Annotated in this window: 13 protein-coding genes; 6 read left to right on the top strand and 7 right to left on the bottom strand. The window is 73.3% G+C overall.

Translation table 11 applies throughout. The features are described from left to right. Window positions 1-14: 14 nt before the first annotated feature. Entirely contained in the window at window positions 15-665 is a 651-nt protein-coding gene (locus ACWDD9_RS38770) for a TetR/AcrR family transcriptional regulator (protein WP_449814199.1), read from the top strand. Window positions 666-1,136: 471 nt separating this feature from the next. Here the strand turns inward: ACWDD9_RS38770 and ACWDD9_RS38765 are convergent, their stop codons facing one another. From ACWDD9_RS38765 to ACWDD9_RS38755, 3 genes are all read right to left on the bottom strand, one after another. Next, window positions 1,137-1,682 carry an SMI1/KNR4 family protein gene (locus ACWDD9_RS38765; protein WP_449814198.1) on the bottom strand — a complete coding sequence of 182 codons (546 nt, stop codon included), beginning with the start codon at window positions 1,680-1,682 and terminating at the stop codon, window positions 1,137-1,139. Window positions 1,683-2,144: 462 nt separating this feature from the next. Continuing rightward, complete coding sequence (locus ACWDD9_RS38760) at window positions 2,145-2,582, bottom strand: VOC family protein (protein WP_449814197.1); 438 nt, start codon at window positions 2,580-2,582, stop codon at window positions 2,145-2,147. A 228-nt stretch (window positions 2,583-2,810) separates the two neighbouring features. After that, window positions 2,811-4,460: an alpha/beta fold hydrolase gene (locus tag ACWDD9_RS38755; RefSeq protein WP_449814196.1), complete on the bottom strand. Its 1,650-nt coding sequence runs from the start codon at window positions 4,458-4,460 to the stop codon at window positions 2,811-2,813. A 166-nt stretch (window positions 4,461-4,626) separates the two neighbouring features. On the opposite strand from ACWDD9_RS38755, the gene ACWDD9_RS38750 reads away from it, so the two are divergent. Both ACWDD9_RS38750 and ACWDD9_RS38745 read left to right on the top strand, forming a co-directional pair. After that, on the top strand, window positions 4,627-4,827 hold the full coding sequence (locus ACWDD9_RS38750; protein ID WP_449814195.1) for an Imm7 family immunity protein: 201 nt from the start codon (window positions 4,627-4,629) through the stop codon (window positions 4,825-4,827). Beyond that, window positions 4,790-5,029, top strand: coding sequence for an Imm7 family immunity protein (locus ACWDD9_RS38745; RefSeq protein WP_449814194.1), 240 nt, complete (start codon window positions 4,790-4,792; stop codon window positions 5,027-5,029). The genes ACWDD9_RS38750 and ACWDD9_RS38745 overlap by 38 nt, the downstream gene beginning before the upstream one ends. A gap of 171 nt (window positions 5,030-5,200) precedes the next feature. Here the strand turns inward: ACWDD9_RS38745 and ACWDD9_RS38740 are convergent, their stop codons facing one another. From ACWDD9_RS38740 to ACWDD9_RS38725, 4 genes are all read right to left on the bottom strand, one after another. Further along, window positions 5,201-6,301 (bottom strand): FAD-dependent oxidoreductase, encoded by a 1,101-nt coding sequence (locus tag ACWDD9_RS38740; protein ID WP_449814193.1) that lies wholly within the window; start codon window positions 6,299-6,301, stop codon window positions 5,201-5,203. Window positions 6,302-7,145: 844 nt separating this feature from the next. Further along, window positions 7,146-7,901: an SDR family NAD(P)-dependent oxidoreductase gene (locus ACWDD9_RS38735; RefSeq protein ID WP_049656301.1), complete on the bottom strand. Its 756-nt coding sequence runs from the start codon at window positions 7,899-7,901 to the stop codon at window positions 7,146-7,148. Next, window positions 7,898-8,884: a 3-oxoacyl-ACP synthase III family protein gene (locus ACWDD9_RS38730; protein ID WP_049656304.1), complete on the bottom strand. Its 987-nt coding sequence runs from the start codon at window positions 8,882-8,884 to the stop codon at window positions 7,898-7,900. The genes ACWDD9_RS38735 and ACWDD9_RS38730 overlap by 4 nt, the downstream gene beginning before the upstream one ends. 41 nt (window positions 8,885-8,925) lie before the next feature. After that, complete coding sequence (locus tag ACWDD9_RS38725) at window positions 8,926-9,186, bottom strand: hypothetical protein (protein ID WP_049656300.1); 261 nt, start codon at window positions 9,184-9,186, stop codon at window positions 8,926-8,928. A 1,342-nt stretch (window positions 9,187-10,528) separates the two neighbouring features. Between ACWDD9_RS38725 and ACWDD9_RS38720 the strand changes: the two genes are divergently transcribed. From ACWDD9_RS38720 to ACWDD9_RS38710, 3 genes are all read left to right on the top strand, one after another. Further along, window positions 10,529-11,422, top strand: a complete 894-nt coding sequence (locus ACWDD9_RS38720; RefSeq protein WP_074006253.1) for a class I SAM-dependent methyltransferase — start codon at window positions 10,529-10,531, stop codon at window positions 11,420-11,422. A gap of 44 nt (window positions 11,423-11,466) precedes the next feature. After that, a complete protein-coding gene (locus ACWDD9_RS38715; RefSeq protein ID WP_449814192.1) occupies window positions 11,467-13,464 on the top strand; it encodes a flavin-containing monooxygenase in 1,998 nt (665 codons plus the stop codon). 2,053 nt (window positions 13,465-15,517) lie between these two features. Next, the coding region (locus tag ACWDD9_RS38710; protein WP_449814191.1) for an FAD-binding protein at window positions 15,518-16,728 on the top strand (1,211 nt) is incomplete at its 3' end.

The following is a 16,728-nucleotide window of genomic DNA, read 5'->3' as shown; positions in this document are numbered from 1 at the left end:
CCGAGGTGATCGACATGACCGAACACGAGCCGCACCCGCAGCCGCAGTCGGAGCCGCCGCCGGTGCGCCGCCGCCCGGGCGGGCGCGCCGCGCGCGTGCGCCAGGCCGTCCTGGACGCCGCCGCGCAGGTACTGGCCGAGGAGGGCGTCGACCGGCTCACCGTCGCCGGGGTCGCGGCCCGCGCCGGCGTCAACGAGACCACCGTGTACCGGCGTTGGGGCACCCGGGAGAAACTCGTCCTGGACGCCATGCTCACCGGCAGCAACGAGGGCGTCCCCGTCCCCGACACCGGGGCCGTCCGCACCGACCTGGCCGCCTTCGCCCGCGCCCTGGCCCGCTACCTCGCCACCCCCACCGGCCGCTCCGTCGCCCGGGCCGCCGCCCTCAGCGCCGACGACCCCGACCTCGCCGAGGCCTGGCAGACCTTCTGGCACTCCCGCCTCGACCAGGCCGGCGCCATCATCGCCCGGGCCGTGGACCGCGGGGAACTCCCCCCGGACACCGACACCGCCCTGGCACTCGAACTGCTCTGCGCCCCCCTCCAGACCCGCTGCCTGCTCGGCCACCGCCCCGACGAACCGGACCTGCCCGAACGCCTGACGGACCTGGTCCTCGACGGCCTGACGGGCGGGAACCGGGCCACCGCCCCCCGGCACCGCCCCTGACACCGGCCGCCCCTCCCCCGGCCCCGGCCCGGCGAAGGGAGCGCCGTCGGCCCGACGGCATGCCCGCGCACACCGGGCAGGACGACCACTCCCCCGGAACCGGACGAGCGCCCCCGGAACAAGGTCCTGGCCCACGTTCTGCGACCGGTGACGGTACGCAACGGGTCACGTGTTCCCACCGGGCCCGTAGCGGGTTCCGGGCGGCCAGCAGCCGGCGGCCGCGACGCAACCACGCTCCCTGTTCAGGGAGTTGCCGTTCCCGTCGGCACCGGAGGGACCGTCGCCGGGGTGGGACCGGACGCCGGGAGGCGGCGGGCGCGGTGAGCGGGACGCGGCGGCCGGCCCCGATCGTGGCCGCCCGCCGCCGAGCGGACCCGGGAAAGCCAACGGGGCCGGGCGAGAGGGCCGTTGACCACCGGCAGCCCCGCTCAGGCCACCGGCACCGGTGGCCGCGTGCGGACGCCGTGCGGGTCACAGCGGCCGGCGCCAGTGGCGGTAGGTGTGCGGGGTCCTGGTGAAGCCGCTGTCGCCGAAGGGGTTCGCCAGCGTGCCGTCGAGGGTTCCGGCCAGGAAGTCGCCGAAGCCCGCCGCGAAGCGGACCCAGGCCGCTTCCCCGTAACGGTGCTGGCGCCTGAAGACGACGACGTCCCAGCCGTCCGGGTCACGGGTGTCGCAGAGCCAGAAGACCACATCGCCATTGGCGCTGCCCGCGAAGGGCAGGAGCCTGCCCTTCTCCAGGTCCTCCGCGGCGGCGCCGGTGGGGACGGCCGGCTCCTGCCGGGGGTCGAAGTCCAGCGCGTCGACGAGGTCGCCGTACGGGGAGCCGTCCACCGGCGGCGTGCTGACGCCGAGGTACTCGTCCAGCTCGCCGCCGCCGTAGAGCGCGACGAAGTCGCGGTAGTCGGCGGGCAGGCGCAGGCCCGTGGTGCGGGCCAGTTCGTCCCAGTCGACGGTGTCGCCCGGGGTTCCCGGCTCCCCGATCAGGGCCGAGAGGCGGGTGACGGCCGGATGGACCATGGCGGTGTCCCCTTTTCGTGGGTGGCGGGTTCCGGTCGGTCACCGTACTGCCCGGCGCCCCGCCCGGTGAAGGTCGAGCGGGCTGTCGGACCAGCGCCCGTCCCGCCGGGCCCCGACCGCCCGGAGCAGCGGAGCGGCGGACTTCCGGGCACCCGCAGAGCGCGCCATACCGCGCGTCGTGAACCGCGAAGACCTGACCGGCAGCCCTCGAACGACACGGGACCGACGGCGCCGGCCGGGCCGCCCCGGCCCTGCGGGCCGGGGCCTCCTTCCGGGTGTGGTCCGCACCTCGACATCTCAAGAGCTCTGGTCGCCGCAGGCCGCGGCCATGCCCGCGGACCAGGTCCTTCGAGACGGGAGAGCCGCGACCGGGCCGGTACGGCTTCGCACACCACGCGCCGCGTGCCGGCAGGACGAGCCGGCCGGGGCCGCCGGAAGGGGCCGGGAGGGGAACGTCCGCGGTCAGACCACGCAGAACTCGTTGCCCTCCGGATCGGCCATCACCACATGGTCGGGCCTGCCCCACAGCTCCTCCTCACGGACCACCGTCGCCCCCGCGGCGGTCAGCCGCTCCACCGCCTCGACCACGCGCGGCCACCGCACCTCCCACGGCGTCCCACGGCCGCCGCCGGCCTGCACGTCCACGTGCACCCGGTTCTTCACCGCCTTCGGCTCCGGCACCTTCAGGAAGGACAGGGCGGGACCCGTCCCCTCGGGATCGCAGAGGTACGCGCCGTCGTCCCGCTCCTCCCGCGGGACCCCGTGACGGGAGAACCACTCCTCCCAGCTCCCGAACCCCGCCGGCGCGGGCCTGTGCACGTAGCCCAGCGCCAGCGCCCAGAACCCGGCCAGCCTCGCCGGGTGCGCGCAGTCGATCGTCAGGCTCCACCCGGTCGCCATGCGGCCCTCCTCACTCGGATGCCGCGACCGTACCGCCCGCCGCCGACACCACCGCCGACACCACGGCCACCACCGCCGGCGGGCGCCCCGCACGACCCGCCCGGGCCCCGGAACCGACCCGCCCTCGGCAGGGGGCGGGCCCGCGCCGCGCAAAGGGGGGAACGGGCCCGCCCCGACCGCGACGGCGACGGCGGCGGCGGCCCGTGCCGCCGCCGTCCCCCGGGAGCGCTACGCGCCCGGCGGGGCGAACGGCCGGCGGTCCGGCGCGCAGACCGTCCCGGGCGCCGGCAGCCGCCCCTCCACCAGGTAGCGCTCCTGCGCCCCGGCCGCGCAGGCGCTCGGGTTGCCCAGGACGGTGTGCCCGTAGCCGTCGACGGTCAGCAGCCGGGCCCCGGCGAGGGTGTCGGCCATCGCGCGGGAGCCCTCGTAGGGCCAGGCCGGGTCACCGGTGTTCGCGACGACCAGCACGGGCGCGGCGGTGCGGCGGTCCCACGGCCCGTCGTAGCGGTCCCGGGCGGCCTGGGAGGGCCAGGACGCGCAGCGCTGGGTCTGCCACACCCAGTACGGGCCGGCGGCGCCGGAGCGCGTCTCGGCGAGGGCGGCCAGGGCCGGGTAGTCGGCGCCGGCGGGCGGGTTGGCGGTGTCCGCGCACAGGGCGCCCAGGGTCTGCGCCTGCCCCGACAGCGCGCCCGGCGCCGCTCCGCCCGGCTCCGGTGCCGGAGCGGGGGTGGGGGCGGGCGGCGTGTCGGGGGCGGTCCACAGCTGCTGCAGCCACGCGCCCAGGGCCGCCCAGCCGCTGTCGGGGACGCCCGGCAGCGGCGCGGCCGTGTACAGCATCGACGCCACGGTGGACACCGCGGAGGCGTAGGTCACCTCCCGCGCCGGCGTGCCGGGCGCGAGCGGCCCGCGGCGCAGCCGCTCCAGGAGGGCGGCGAACCTGGCGCGGGTCGCGTCCGCGTCGCCCGCCGCGAACGCGCACGCCGCGGGGCCGGCGGCGGCGCAGCGTTCGAGGAAGGCGTCCAGGGTGCGGGCGGAGGCGAGGTCGCTGCCGGTGCGCAGGAACGGGGGCAGGGCGCGCTGCTGGGGGGTGCGGCCGGTGGACCAGGCGCGCGGGTCCAGGGCGCTGTCCAGGACCATCGCGCGTACCCGGTCGGGGAAGAGGTTGGCGTAGACGGCGCCGAGCAGGGTCCCGTACGAGGTGCCCCAGTAGGTCAGGCGCCGGTCGCCGACGGCCTGGCGCAGCACGTCGAGGTCGCGGGCGGTGTCGGCGGTGGACAGGTGGGCGAGCAGGCCGGTGGTGTCGTTGTCGGCGCAGTGGCGGGCGAGGCCGGTGTAGGCGCGGGTCCAGGCGCTCTGCTGGTCGGCGGCGGTCGGGTAGCCGGCGGGCAGGCCGTCGAGGAGGGCCTGTTCGGCGGAGGGGTCGGGGAAGCAGTGGAGGGTGGTGGAGGCGCCGGTGCCGCGCGGGTCGAAGCTGACGATGTCGAAGCGTCGGCGGACCTGTTCGGGGAAGAGGCCGTAGACGGCGGGCAGGGCCGCGGTGCCGGGGATGCCCGGGCCGCCGGGGTTGAAGAACAGCGAGCCGATGCGGTGGGCCGGGTCGGTGGCGCGGTGGCGGATCAGGGCCAGGTCCAGGGGTGTTCCCCGCGGGTCGCGGTAGTCCGTCGGCACGGCGGCGGTGGCGCACTCGAAGCCCTGGGCGCAGGGCCCGTCCCAGTGCAGGCGCGGCACGGGCGCGGCGGGCGCGGCGGTGTCGGCGGTCGCGGTGTGGGCCGGGGCCAGGGCCGCCAGCACGAGCACGGCGGTGGCGGCACGGAACGCGGTACGCGAAGCGGTACGGAAGGCGGTGCGGAAGGCGGTGGCGGGCCGGGGTCGGGGCACGGGCGGCTCCCTCGTCGTCGTGTGTTCCTGATCGGGCGTCACCGAGTCTTGCGTCGAGCGCTGTCGGCACACCGGCAGGACGCTGTCCCGCCACCGACACACCACCGTCACCACCCACAGCACCGACGGCACGGGCGCCGGTCGGCCGCTCGGTAGGCTGCGGCCCATGTTCGAGTACCACGGCTGGATCAAGGTTCTGGAGAGCGCCGGCGCCGACGACGAGGAGTACGACGACGACCGTCTCCACCTGATCGTCGGGGGTATCGAGGAGCGCGTCCGGGAGATCGGCAGCCCGTACCTGCTCGATCTGCGGTGGATGAACGGGGGGGGTGTTCGTCCACTTCGGCGGCTTCGCGAACCACCGTGACGCGCGGATCCCGGCGTTCTTCCGCGAGGTCGGTGAACGGGCGCCGGGCTCCTACGGCCTGCTGCACGTACGCGACGACGAGGACCCCGGCCGTGAGAACGAGGTCCTCGTCCACAGGATGACCCGCGGACAGGTGAGCGAGCACACGGATCCGCTGCTGTCACCCTGCATCCCCGTCCTGGAGGACCCGTTCCAGGGGTAGGACGCGCCGCCGGCCGGACCCGCCGCGAGGGGAACGACAACGCCAGCCAGCCACGGGCTACGGACGAGTGACGGTTGAACGTGCGCACCGCGTACACCGGCGCCCCGTACCGGGCGACGGTGGGCACCGCCCGGGGCGCTGCCGGCCCGCCGGTGCCGGGCGGGGCAGCCGTCAGCCTCGGGACGCGCGGTCGCCGGAGCCGCGCTCGCGGACCTGCGCGCCGACGAAGACGGCGGCCTCGGCGGCGCGGGGGAACATGGCCCGCTCGTACGCGGTGAGCGCGGCCTCGGTGTCGTCGGGGTGCGCGGCGAGGGACGCGGCGAGTTCGGCGCCGTCGAGCATGGCCGCGTTGGCGCCCTCGCCGTTGGGGGCCGCGAGGTGGGCGGCGTCGCCGAGCAGGGTCACCCCCGCCACCCTCGCCCACCGGTGCCCGGCCTGCAGGGCGTAGAGGGGGCGCAGGAACGGTGCGGTGTCGCTGTCGGTGATCAGCGCGGTGAGTTCCGGCGCCCAGCCGTCGAACTCCCGGGCGATCCGCGTGGCCGCGGCCGCGGGATCGGTGAAATCGACGGCGTCGAACCACTCCAGGGGCTCGGACAGCCCCACGTAGGCGTGCAGGGTGTCGCCCCGCTCCCGGTGGGCGAAGATCACCCTGCCCGGCGCGGGCACGATCATCGATCCCCCGCCGACCGCCTTCGCGGTGGCGGGGTGGCGGGCGTCGGCGTCGAACAGGCAGGTCTCGACGACCGACTTGCCGACATACCCGGGTACGGCGTCGGACAGCAGCGGCCGCACCCGCGACCACGCGCCGTCCGCACCCACCAGCAGGCCCGTGCCGACGGTGCCGCCGTCCGCGAACGCCACCTCGTGGCGGCCCCCGCCCAGCGGACGGGCCGCGACGGCCTTGCGGCCCCAGCGGACGGTGCCGGCCGGCAGGGAGTCGAGCAGGACCCGCCGCAGCTCGCCGCGCTCCACCTCGGGACGCCCCGCGGTGCCGTCGTCGGCCCGGTCGGACACGACCGTCCCGTCCGGGTCCAGGACCCGCATCGCCTGACGGCCCTCCAGGACCAGGCCGCGGAACTCCTCCGTCAACCCGGCCGCCTCGAGGGCGAGCTGCCCGCTGTCCGCGTGGATGTCGAGCAGCCCGCCCTGCGAACGCACGTCCGGGGACGGCTCCGCCTCGTAGACGGTGGCCCGGAGGCCGTGGACGTGCAGGACCCGGGCGAGCGTGAGTCCGCCGAGCCCGGCACCGACGATCGTGATACCGCTACCCATCAGGTCTTCCTCCCGCGCCGTCCGGGCCCCGCGCGTGTCCGGCCGGGCAAGCGGCCCGGGGCCCACCCCGCGCACGCTACCGACACCGCCACGGCGCAGCCCCCGGGACACTCCGTCCCGGCCCGGAGGCCACCCGCCGACGGCCGCCCCACCCGTCCAGACACCCGCCCCTTCCCCGCCGAAGGCCGCGGACCGCCGCCGAGTACACCCCCCGGTCATGGACGCCCCGGCCCCGGCGGCCCGCCGTCACCGAGGACGCGGTCCCCGGACGGACCGGCCGAACCACGACGGCAGGCGACGGAGCGCAGCGGACGGCAGGCGGCAGGCGGCGGCGTAGCGGACGGCAGGCGGCAGGCGGCAGGCGGCAGGCGACGGAGCGCAGCGGCGCAGCAGTGAGGGTGGCGGCCACAACGACGTCGAGGCGGCGGGCAAGGACGCCGGCACGGCCGCGAGGTCAGCGGCACGGCGGCCGACGAGGGCAGCAACGCACGGCGGCGGGCGGCGGGCGGAGGTGACGGTGGGCCGTGGCCGGTACGAGCGGGGCCGGGTCCCGCGCCGCACCGGGGCGGGGCGGCCGTGCGCCCCGCCGGGGGGAACGCGGGTGCGCCCCCTTGGCCTCCTGTCCGGCACGGGGCCGGACAGGAGGCCGAGGGGGCGCGGCGCGAGGCGACCCGCGGGCCGGGAACCGGTCCGGCCCCGGAGCGGACCCGGGCGGACGGACCCGGCAGCCCCGGACGGACGGGTCCGGCGCTCCGGCCCCGGGCGGACGCACCCGGGCCGGCGGGCCCGGGCACCCGGGCGGGCTGCCGGCCGCCCCGGGCGGCCGGGTGCCCGGGGCGCCGGGTCAGGTGATGGAGGCTCCCGAGTCGATGCTGATGACCTGGCCGGTCATGCAGTCCTGGTCGAGGAACAGCGTGATCGAGCGGGCGACCTCGCGCGGGGTGACGAACCGCGGCACCGGGACCTTCTCCCGCATGCCCGCCACCACGTGCTCGGGCAGGGTGTCCGTCATGCCGGTGATCATGAAGCCGGGTGACAGGGCGTTGACGGTCACCCCCCGGCGGCCGCACTCCGCCGCGAGCGTGCGGGTCAGCCCGATCAGGCCGGCCTTGGACGCCGAGTAGGCGGTCTGCCCGGCGGTGGCGATCAGCGCCGACGGGGAGACGATGTTCACCACCCGCCCCCAGCGGGCGCGCAGCATCGCCGGCACGCACGCCCTGGCGGTGTGGAAGGAGCCGACGAGGTTCGTGTCGATCACCTGCCGCCACTCGGCGGGGTTCTGCATCGCCATCAGCGCGTCCTTGCGGACCGCCCCGTTGTTGACGAGCACGTCCACCGGCCCCAGCGCGGCCTTGACCTGCTCGTACATCGCGGTGACCGCGTCCCAGTCGGCGACCGAGCCGCTCACCAGCACGTGGTCGTTGACCAGCTGGGCGGCGACTTTCTCCGCCCCGGCCCGGGAGCTGTTGTAGTGCACCGCGACCCGGCAGCCCGCCGCGTCCAGCGCCAGCGCCAGCTCGCTGCCCAGCCCCCCGGAGGCGCCGGTGACCAGCGCCACCGGGGAGTCGGGCCTGGCGCCGAAGGCGTCCTTGCCGCTCACCGCGCCACCCCTCCCCACGTCAGCAGGACCGAGCCCCACGTCATGCCCGCGCCGAACCCGGCCAAAAGCACCGTGTCGCCGTCCTTGACCCGACCCGAGTCCAGGGCCTCCGCCAGCGCGATCGGGATCGACGCCGACGCGGTGTTCCCGTAGCGCTCCAGGTTCGTCACCAGCCGGTCCGCGGGGATCCCCGTGTGGGAGAGCACCGAGTTGATGATCCGGATGTTCGCCTGGTGCGGGATGACGTGGTCGACGTCCTGCGGCGTGATCTTCGCCTGCTCCAGCGTCTCGCGGATCGTGCGCACCGTGTAGCGCACGGCGTTCAGGTAGATCTCGTTGCCGTTGATCTGCGCGTAGTGCAGGCCCTCGGCGACGGTCCGCTCGGTGGTGGGCATCCGCGAGCCCCCGGCCAGGACCTTCAGGCTGTTCTTGCACGAGCCGTCCGCGCCCAGGTTCCACGCCCGGATGCGGTCCACCGCGCCCGGCCGCAGGACCACCGCTCCCGCGCCGTCGCCGACCAGGATCGACAGGTCCCGGTCCCGCGGGTTCGCGGTCAGCGTGTGGGTGTCCGAGCCGATCAGCAGGATCGGGCGCGGGTCCATGCGCAGCAGGCCCGCCGCGGTCACCAGCCCGTACACGAAGCCGGCGCACTCGGAGTTCACGTCGTGGGCGCTGCCCGCGATGCCCAGCTCGTCGTGGACGAACGCCGACGTCGCCGGCGAGGGCTGCTCCGGGGTCGCCGTCGCCACGATCAGGTGCGCGATGTCCGCGCCCGTCAGGCCCGCGCGTTCCAGGGCCCGGCGCCCGGCCTCCACGGCCATCGACGCCGTGGTCTGCCCCGGGCCCACCGCCCTGCGCTCACGGATCCCGCACCGCGAGACGATCCAGTGCTCGTCCACGCCGAAACGCTCCGCGAGCTCGGCACTGGTCACCACCCGTTCGGGCACCGACATGCCCCAGCCGGTGACGTCGAAACCGCTCACCACCCGACCCCTCTCCTCGTCCGCCCGCCCGCGCCGGGTTCTCAGTTGGCCTCGGCCGGCACGAGCGCCAGGATCCGCTCGTGGACCACCCGCAGCGTCGTCGTGTCGTCGATGTCCGCGAACAGCGACTCGTCCGCCGGGATGTGCGGGTACTGGTTCTGGAAGCCGTACAGCCACTCCATCAGGTCCAGCGAGTCGACGTCCGCGATGTGCTGCAGCGCGGCGTCCGCGTCGATCTCCTGAGCGCCGGAGACCGCCTGGAGCTGCTGGGCCAGGTCCTCGATCGTGGGAATCTGAGACATCAGTGATCGTTCCTCTCCTCGCCCACCCCCGTTTCCCGGGTGATGGGCACGTCAACGCGTCGAATGAACATGCCAGGAACAACCGCCGCCACCCCGCCCCGCACCCGTACCCCGACCACCCCGCCCACCGGCCGACACATGCGGACGGGCGGGCAGGCGGACTGGCGGACGAACGGACACGAGCGGGCCGGCAGACGGGCAGACAGAACCGGGCGCCTCGGCGACACCCCGCACAGGGCCCGGGCGAACCCGTACAGGGCTCGGGTGAACCCGTACCCGCGGACCCGCACCGCACCGCTCCGGAGCACCCTCCCGGCCACCCGCACCACCGCACCACCACCCCCGCCACCCCCGGCCGACCGGCCCCCGCACCCCGCCCCCGGGAACACACCACACACGGCACCGAGGGGACGGACGAACGAGCGGACACACGGCCACAAGGAACGGACGGACGGACAACAAGCAGGCGGAACAGAAGCAACGACGGGCGGGACGGGCGGGACAGCCGGCGGGAGAACCCTCCGGAACAACACGGCACGACCCCCCGGGAACAGCGGTCGACACCACCCGGGAACCGAAGCACCCCCCGCGACAGGCCGTGGGGGCCGCGTGTCTTGCCGAAACCGCATGAAACCCGCCCCCACGCAACCGGCCCGCAACCCACCCACCCCCCGCCCCCTTGCGCACCGCTTGCGAGACACACGCTTACCTGACCCACAACACACCGCACCCGCACGCACACCACCCCGCCGTACCGGCCCGCACGGCGACCACCGCGCACCACCGGCCCGGCACCGCACCAGGCGCCACCGACCACCCGGCCGGACACCGCACCCGCCACCCCGGACGACACCAACCACCCGGGGACGCAGCCGAGTTCAGCAAGACCACCCGGGCGTCACCCAGCCGCCCGACACGGCAGACACCGAAGAACCGCGAACGGCCGCACCGCCCGCCCCGGACGGCACCAACCAGCCGGGACAGCGGCCGAGTTCAGCCGGAACCACCGCCGCACACCGGACGGCACCCAGCCGCCCTGAACGACGGCCGGCCCAGCACCACACCAGGCAGCACCGAACGGCCCGACCGTTCTCCCGGACGGCACCAACCACCCGGGACAGTGGCCGAGTTCAGCCGGAACCACCGCCGCACACCGGACGGCACCCAGCCGCCCGCCGCCGGCACCAGGACAGCGGCCGGACCTGTCACCCCGGCCCGCACCGGGCCGACCACCACGGAAACGGCCCGACCGGGCCGCCCACCCGCCCACCCCACCCCGGCCGACCCACCGCCGTCCGACAACCCCACACACCCACAACCGTCAACCGAGGGGCCCCATCCCATGACCACCGTCGAAGCCCGCACCATCAACCCCGACGTCGAGGCCATCCGCCACCACTACGAGGTCCCCAACGAGCTCTACCGGCTCATCCTCGGCCCCACCATGATGTACTCCGGCGGCTACTGGGAGGACGGCGAGGACCTCGTCGCCGTCCTCGACGAGGCCCAGGAACGCAAACTCGACGCCTTCACCGACCTCGCCCGCGCCGCCCACACCGACACCGTCCTGGACATCGGCTGCGGCTGGGGCACCATGCTCAACCGCCTCACCACCGTCCACGGCGTCAAGAAGGCCGTCGGCGTCACCCTCTCCCGCACCCAGGCCGACTTCGTCGACGCCCTGAACAACCCCGCCATCGAAGCCCGCGTCGAAAGCTGGGAAGACCACCGCCTCGCCGACGGCCAGGCCCCCTACGACGCCGCGTTCTGCATCAACGCCCTCGAACACTTCGTCCTGTCCTCCCTCACCCCCAAAGAGCGCACCCAGCGCTACCGCGTCTTCTTCAAGCAGGTCCACTCCCTCCTCAAGCCCGGCGCCCGCTTCGTCCTGCACACCATGACCGTCGAGAACCCCCCACTGCGCCGCCAGCTCCTCGACGACCTCAAATTCCTCCAGCGCGAGGAGTTCGAAGGCTGCCACATCCCCCGCCTGCCCGAACTCGCCGCCGGCCTCGACGGCCTCTTCGAGGTCACCGAGATCCGCAACGAACCCGAGTCCTTCGCCCGCGCCTGCCGCGCCTGGCTCCAACTCCTCGCCGCCCGCCGCGACGAAGCCGTCACCATGACCGACGAGACCACCGTCGCCCGCTTCGAGCGCTACCTCGACATCTTCGCCTACACCCTCGAAGACCACATCTTCAACAACTTCCGCGTCACCCTCACCCGCCGCGCCTGACCCCCGGGCCCACCCAGGACACCCGAGACAAGGACACCGACGCCATGACCACCACCCCCGCCCCCAACCGCACCACCAACACCACCACCACCGGCACCGGCACACCCACCGACGCCAGCACCGGCACAGCCCCGGCGGCGGGGGTGGCCCCCACCCCCACCACCAACACCACGGGCACCAACACCGCGGGCACCGCCACCGGCACCGGCACCGGCACCGGTAGGGCCGGCACCGGTACGGCCACCAACACGGGCACCGGCAAGGCCGGCACCGGTACGGCCACGGCCACCGGCAGCGGCACCGGCACCGCGAGCACCGGTAAGACCGGCACCGGCACGGGCACGGCCACCGGAAGCGGCAGCAGCACGGCCACCGGTACGGGAACCAGCACGGGCACGACCGGCAGTGCGTCCGCCTCCGGCACGGGCGCCACCACGACCGCCCCCCGCACCACCGGCACGGGCACCCGTACGGCCACCGCCGCGGCCATCACCGTCGCCGCCGCCGCCACCGCCACCGCCACCGCCGGCACCGAGCACGCCACCGCCCCCCACCCCACCGGCGACCTCGCCGTCCGCCACCTCAAAGTCGCCGTCATCGGCGCCGGCATCTCCGGCCTCGGCACCGCCATCGGCCTCCTCAAAGCCGGCATCGACGACTTCCTCGTCTTCGAACGCGCCACCGACCTCGGCGGCACCTGGCGCGACAACACCTACCCCGGCTGCGCCTGCGACGTCCAGGCCCACCTCTACTCCTACTCCTTCGCCCGCAACCCCGACTGGAAATCCACCTTCGCCACCCAGGCCGAAGTCCACGCCTACCTCAAGGACTGCGCCACCCGCCACGGCGTCGACCCCCACCTGCGCTACGACCACGAACTCCTCGACGCCACCTGGAACGACACCCACCACCACTGGGACATCCGCACCAAACACGGCCGCTACACCGCCCAGGCCCTCATCACCGGCACCGGCTACCTCTCCGACCCCGCCATCCCGAACATCCCCGGCCTCGACACCTTCACCGGAACCGTCTTCCACTCCTCACGCTGGAACCACGACCACGACCTGACCGGCCGCAACGTCGCCGTCATCGGCACCGGCGCCTCCGCCATCCAGTTCGTCCCCGCCATCCAACCCGACGTCAACCGCCTCGACCTCTACCAGCGCACACCCCCCTGGGTCGCCGCCAAACCCGACAAACCCAACACCCCCCGCCACACCTGGATGCTCCGCCACCTCCCCGGCTACCAGCGCTTCCGCCGCACCTTCAACAAACACGGCCGCGAAATCGTCGCGTTCTTCATGTCCCGCCCCTCCCGCACCACCGGCATGAAGAACATGGCCGCCGGCCACCTCAAAAAATCCGTCACCGACCCCGCCCTGCGCAAGCGCCTCACCCCCGACTACACCGTCGGCTGCAAACGCCTCCTCTTCTCCAACACCTGGTACCCCGCCATCCAACAACCCAACGTCGACATCGTCTCCGACACCATCACCCGCATCGGCCCCACCCACATCACCACCACCGACGGCACCACCCGCCACATCGACACCATCATCCTCGCCACCGGCTTCACCGCCACCGACCGCCCCGTCGCCCACCTCATCCACGGCCGAAACGGCCACACCCTCGCCGACACCTGGAACCGCGACGGCATGACCGCCCACCGCGGCACCACCATCCACGGCTTCCCCAACCTCTTCATGCTCCTCGGCCCCAACACCACCCTCGGCCACTCCTCCCAAACCGTCATGATCGAAGCCCAGATCACCTACATCCTCGCCGCCCTCAAAACCCTCCACACCCACCACCTCACCACCCTCGACGTCCACCCCCACGCCCAGACCACCTACAACAACACCCTCCAAAACCGCCTCAAAAACACCGTCTGGAACACCGGCGGCTGCACCAGCTGGTACACCGACACCAAAGGCAACAACCCCTCCATCTGGCCCACCTACACCTGGCGCTTCCACCACCAAACCCGCACCTTCGACCTCACCAACTACCAAACCACCACCCACACCCCCAACCCCTAACCCACCACCCACCCCACACCCGCGGCCACGGCACCCACGGCCGCGCCCACCCACGGCCACCCGCGCCCACGCCGCCCACGCCGCCCACGGCCATGGCCCGCCCGAACAAGGACGAGGACACGCGGACAGGGCCACAGGACAGAGACAACCGGCACCGGGAACAAGAACAACGGGCAAGGGACAACGAGCAAGGGGACAAGGGGAACAACGGACAGGCCGGCCCACACCACGGACCGGCCACCCACCCCACAACAACACACAGCACCGGGCACGGGCCCAGCGGGCAGCGGCAGCGGCAGCGGCAGCGGCAGCGGCAGCGGCAGCGGCAAAAGCCAGCACGGCCAGGACCAACGAAGCCAAATGCGCTGAGACCCGAAGACCCGCAGGAACACCCAGCACGGCCAGCTGAAGCACAACAGCAACAAAGCTGGCCCCCCGCCACCACAACCAGTACGACCAGCGAACAGGCAGCGCCGGGACAACCGGGCCAGCAGCGCCAACCGGGCAGCTGCCAGGACCAAGCCGGTGACGCCGACAAGGCCGGTAACACCAGCAGGAACCAGCACGGACGCAAGCACTCACAGCACGGCACGACCGACCGGAAGGGCCGGTCCACCTGGGCGACAGGACCGGCAGGAACCACCGGCGACACCCGCAAAACCAGAGCACCAGGACCAGTACCGACAGCAGGAACGGCCGGCAAGGACCAGAGCGCTGGAAGCGGTCAGCACGGGCCAGCAGGAACGGCACAGCAGGAGAGCCGGTACAACCACTACGGCCGGACCAACAAGACCGGCCGGCGCGACCAGCTGGAGCAGAACAGCAAGAGAACCAGCCCCGCACCCCTCAACCAGCAGGACCGGCAAGCAGGTAGGACCGGCAGGACCGGGCCAGCAGGGCCGACGAGGCGGCCGGCAAGAGCGGAACGGCGGGGCCAGCAGGACCGGTAGCCCCAGCAGGAACCAGTACGGACAGACGCACTCACAGCACGGCAAGACCGAGAAGGGCCGGTCCACCTGAACGACGGGACCGGCAGGAACAACCGGCGACACCCGCAAAACCAGAGCACCAGGACCAGTACCGACAGCAGGAACAGCCGGCAAGGACCAGAACGCTGGAAACGGTCGGCACGGGCCAGCAGGAACGGCACAGCAGGAGAGCCGGTACAGCCACTACGGCCGGACCAACAAGACCGGCCGGCAGAACCCGAAGACCAGCACGACCCGAACCGACGAAGCCCGTGCACTGGCAACAACGACGCCAGTAGAAGCAGTCGGCAGAAGCAACCGGTACGACCACCGCGGTGAGACCGGCAGGAACGGCCAGTACGACCGGCTGAAGCAGGACAGCAAGAGCGAAACGGCAGAACCAGCAAGGCCGGTAGCCCCAGCAGGAACCAGTACGGACGCCGTCGCAGCACAGCAACACCAGAGAAACCGACAGGGGGCCGGACAGGACCGGCAGGCAGGCAAGCAAGCAAGCAAGACCGAGGTCCCATACCAGCATCAACAGGCCCAACACGAAGGGGACTTCACTCCCCCGCCCGCCCCAAGAGCCCGGTCGGACACCCCTCTCCCGCACCACCCCGGACCAACAGGGCCCCCGCGACCCGCCCGCCCAAGGACACCACCCAGCGCACCCGGACACCACCAGGCCGCCGGCGGAACCACCCCGGGCACCACCCCGGACAGCCACAACCAGCCCGCCGCGAACGGGACTTCAGGAATCAACCGCCCCGGGACGCCGCCCCCGAAGCCCCCGCAGCAACCGGGCAGCACCACCGAACACCGACCACCCGGGACCAGCCGCGAACCGAAGACCGGCAACCAGACCGACCACGGCCAGGACCCCGACAACCACCCGCACCACCGGGCACCGCCACCCGGCCGCCCGGCCAGGACGCCACCACCACCGGCCCGGACACCACACCGAACCACCCCGGCACTAAAGAGACTTAACACCCACCAGGGCACCCGCCCCGCAAGCCCCGCACCAACCAGGCCCGCCCACCACCCCCCACCACCCACCCACACCACCAAGGAGACCACCCCGCATGACCCACCCCGACCTCACCCGACGCACCCTCCTCACCGCAGCAGCCGCCACCATCATCGGCTTCAACACCACCACCCGCACCTGGGCCACCACCAACACCCCCACACCCCCCGGCCACATCGCCCCCCTACCCCCCCTCCAAGGCACCCTCACCACCAACCCCACCACCACCACCGCCCACGCCCACGACTTCGGCCGCCTCACCACCACCACCCCCTACGCCGTCCTCAACCCCGCCGGCCCCCACGACATCGCCAACATCATCAACTACGCCCGCCACAACGGCCTCAAAGTCGCCATGAACGGCCAAAGCGGCACCGGCAACGACCTCGAATCACACTCCAACTACGGCCAAGCCGGCGCCGCCGGCGGCATCAGCATCAACGCCCGCGCCCTCAACCGCATCCACACCATCACCCCCACCAACGCCACCGTCGACGCCGGCGTCACCTGGGCCCAACTCACCGACGCCGCCCTCGCCCAAAACCTCACACCCCCCTGCCTCACCGACTACCTCCACCTCTCCATCGGCGGCACCATCAGCATCGGCGGCATCGGCTCCACCGTCCACAAACACGGCCTCCAAGCCGACACCGTCGAATCCATCGAAATCGTCACCGGCACCGGCCGCATCCTCACCGCCACCCCCACCCGCAACCCCGACCTCTTCCACACCGCCCTCGCCGGCGCCGGCCAAGTCGGCATCATCACCCGCGCCACCGTCAAACTCATCCCCGCCCCCACACGCGCCCTCGTCCTCACCCTCACCTACAACGACCAACACACCTTCCTCACCGACCAACAAACCATCCTCAACGACGGCCGCTTCCCCTCCCAAGTCGGCGAAATCCTCATCCAACCCAACGGACAACCCCCCCGCTACAAAATCGAAGCCGTCGCCCACTACAACACCACACCCCCCAACCCCCAAACCCTCCTCACCGGACTCAACCCCACCACCACCGAAACCAACGACACCACCTACCGCGACTACACCTACCGCGCCGACACCTTCGCCGACACCATCAAAAACCTCGGCTACTGGAACGCCCCCAAACCCTGGCTCTCCCTCTTCCTCCCCGCCACCACCACCCCCACCTTCCTCAACCAAGCCCTCCCCCACATCACCCCCGACGACATCGGCGCCGGCCTCCTCCTCTGCTACCCCTTCCACACCAACAAACTCACCCACCCCCTCGCCATCACCCC

The organism is Kitasatospora sp. NPDC001119 (assembly GCF_053598475.1).
Note: the sequence above shows the minus strand (reverse complement) of the source record. Positions and strands in the feature narration are given on the sequence as shown.

Bases quoted from the DNA above. Each gene is read 5' to 3' on its own strand.
- ACWDD9_RS38770 (WP_449814199.1), top strand. From the start codon at position 15: ATGACCGAACACGAGCCGCACCCGCAGCCGCAGTCGGAGCCGCCGCCG.
- ACWDD9_RS38765 (WP_449814198.1), bottom strand. From the start codon at position 1,682: ATGGTCCATCCGGCCGTCACCCGCCTCTCGGCCCTGATCGGGGAGCCG.
- ACWDD9_RS38760 (WP_449814197.1), bottom strand. From the start codon at position 2,582: ATGGCGACCGGGTGGAGCCTGACGATCGACTGCGCGCACCCGGCGAGG.
- ACWDD9_RS38750 (WP_449814195.1), top strand. From the start codon at position 4,627: ATGTTCGAGTACCACGGCTGGATCAAGGTTCTGGAGAGCGCCGGCGCC.
- ACWDD9_RS38740 (WP_449814193.1), bottom strand. From the start codon at position 6,301: ATGGGTAGCGGTATCACGATCGTCGGTGCCGGGCTCGGCGGACTCACG.
- ACWDD9_RS38725 (WP_049656300.1), bottom strand. From the start codon at position 9,186: ATGTCTCAGATTCCCACGATCGAGGACCTGGCCCAGCAGCTCCAGGCG.
- ACWDD9_RS38720 (WP_074006253.1), top strand. From the start codon at position 10,529: ATGACCACCGTCGAAGCCCGCACCATCAACCCCGACGTCGAGGCCATC.
- ACWDD9_RS38715 (WP_449814192.1), top strand. From the start codon at position 11,467: ATGACCACCACCCCCGCCCCCAACCGCACCACCAACACCACCACCACC.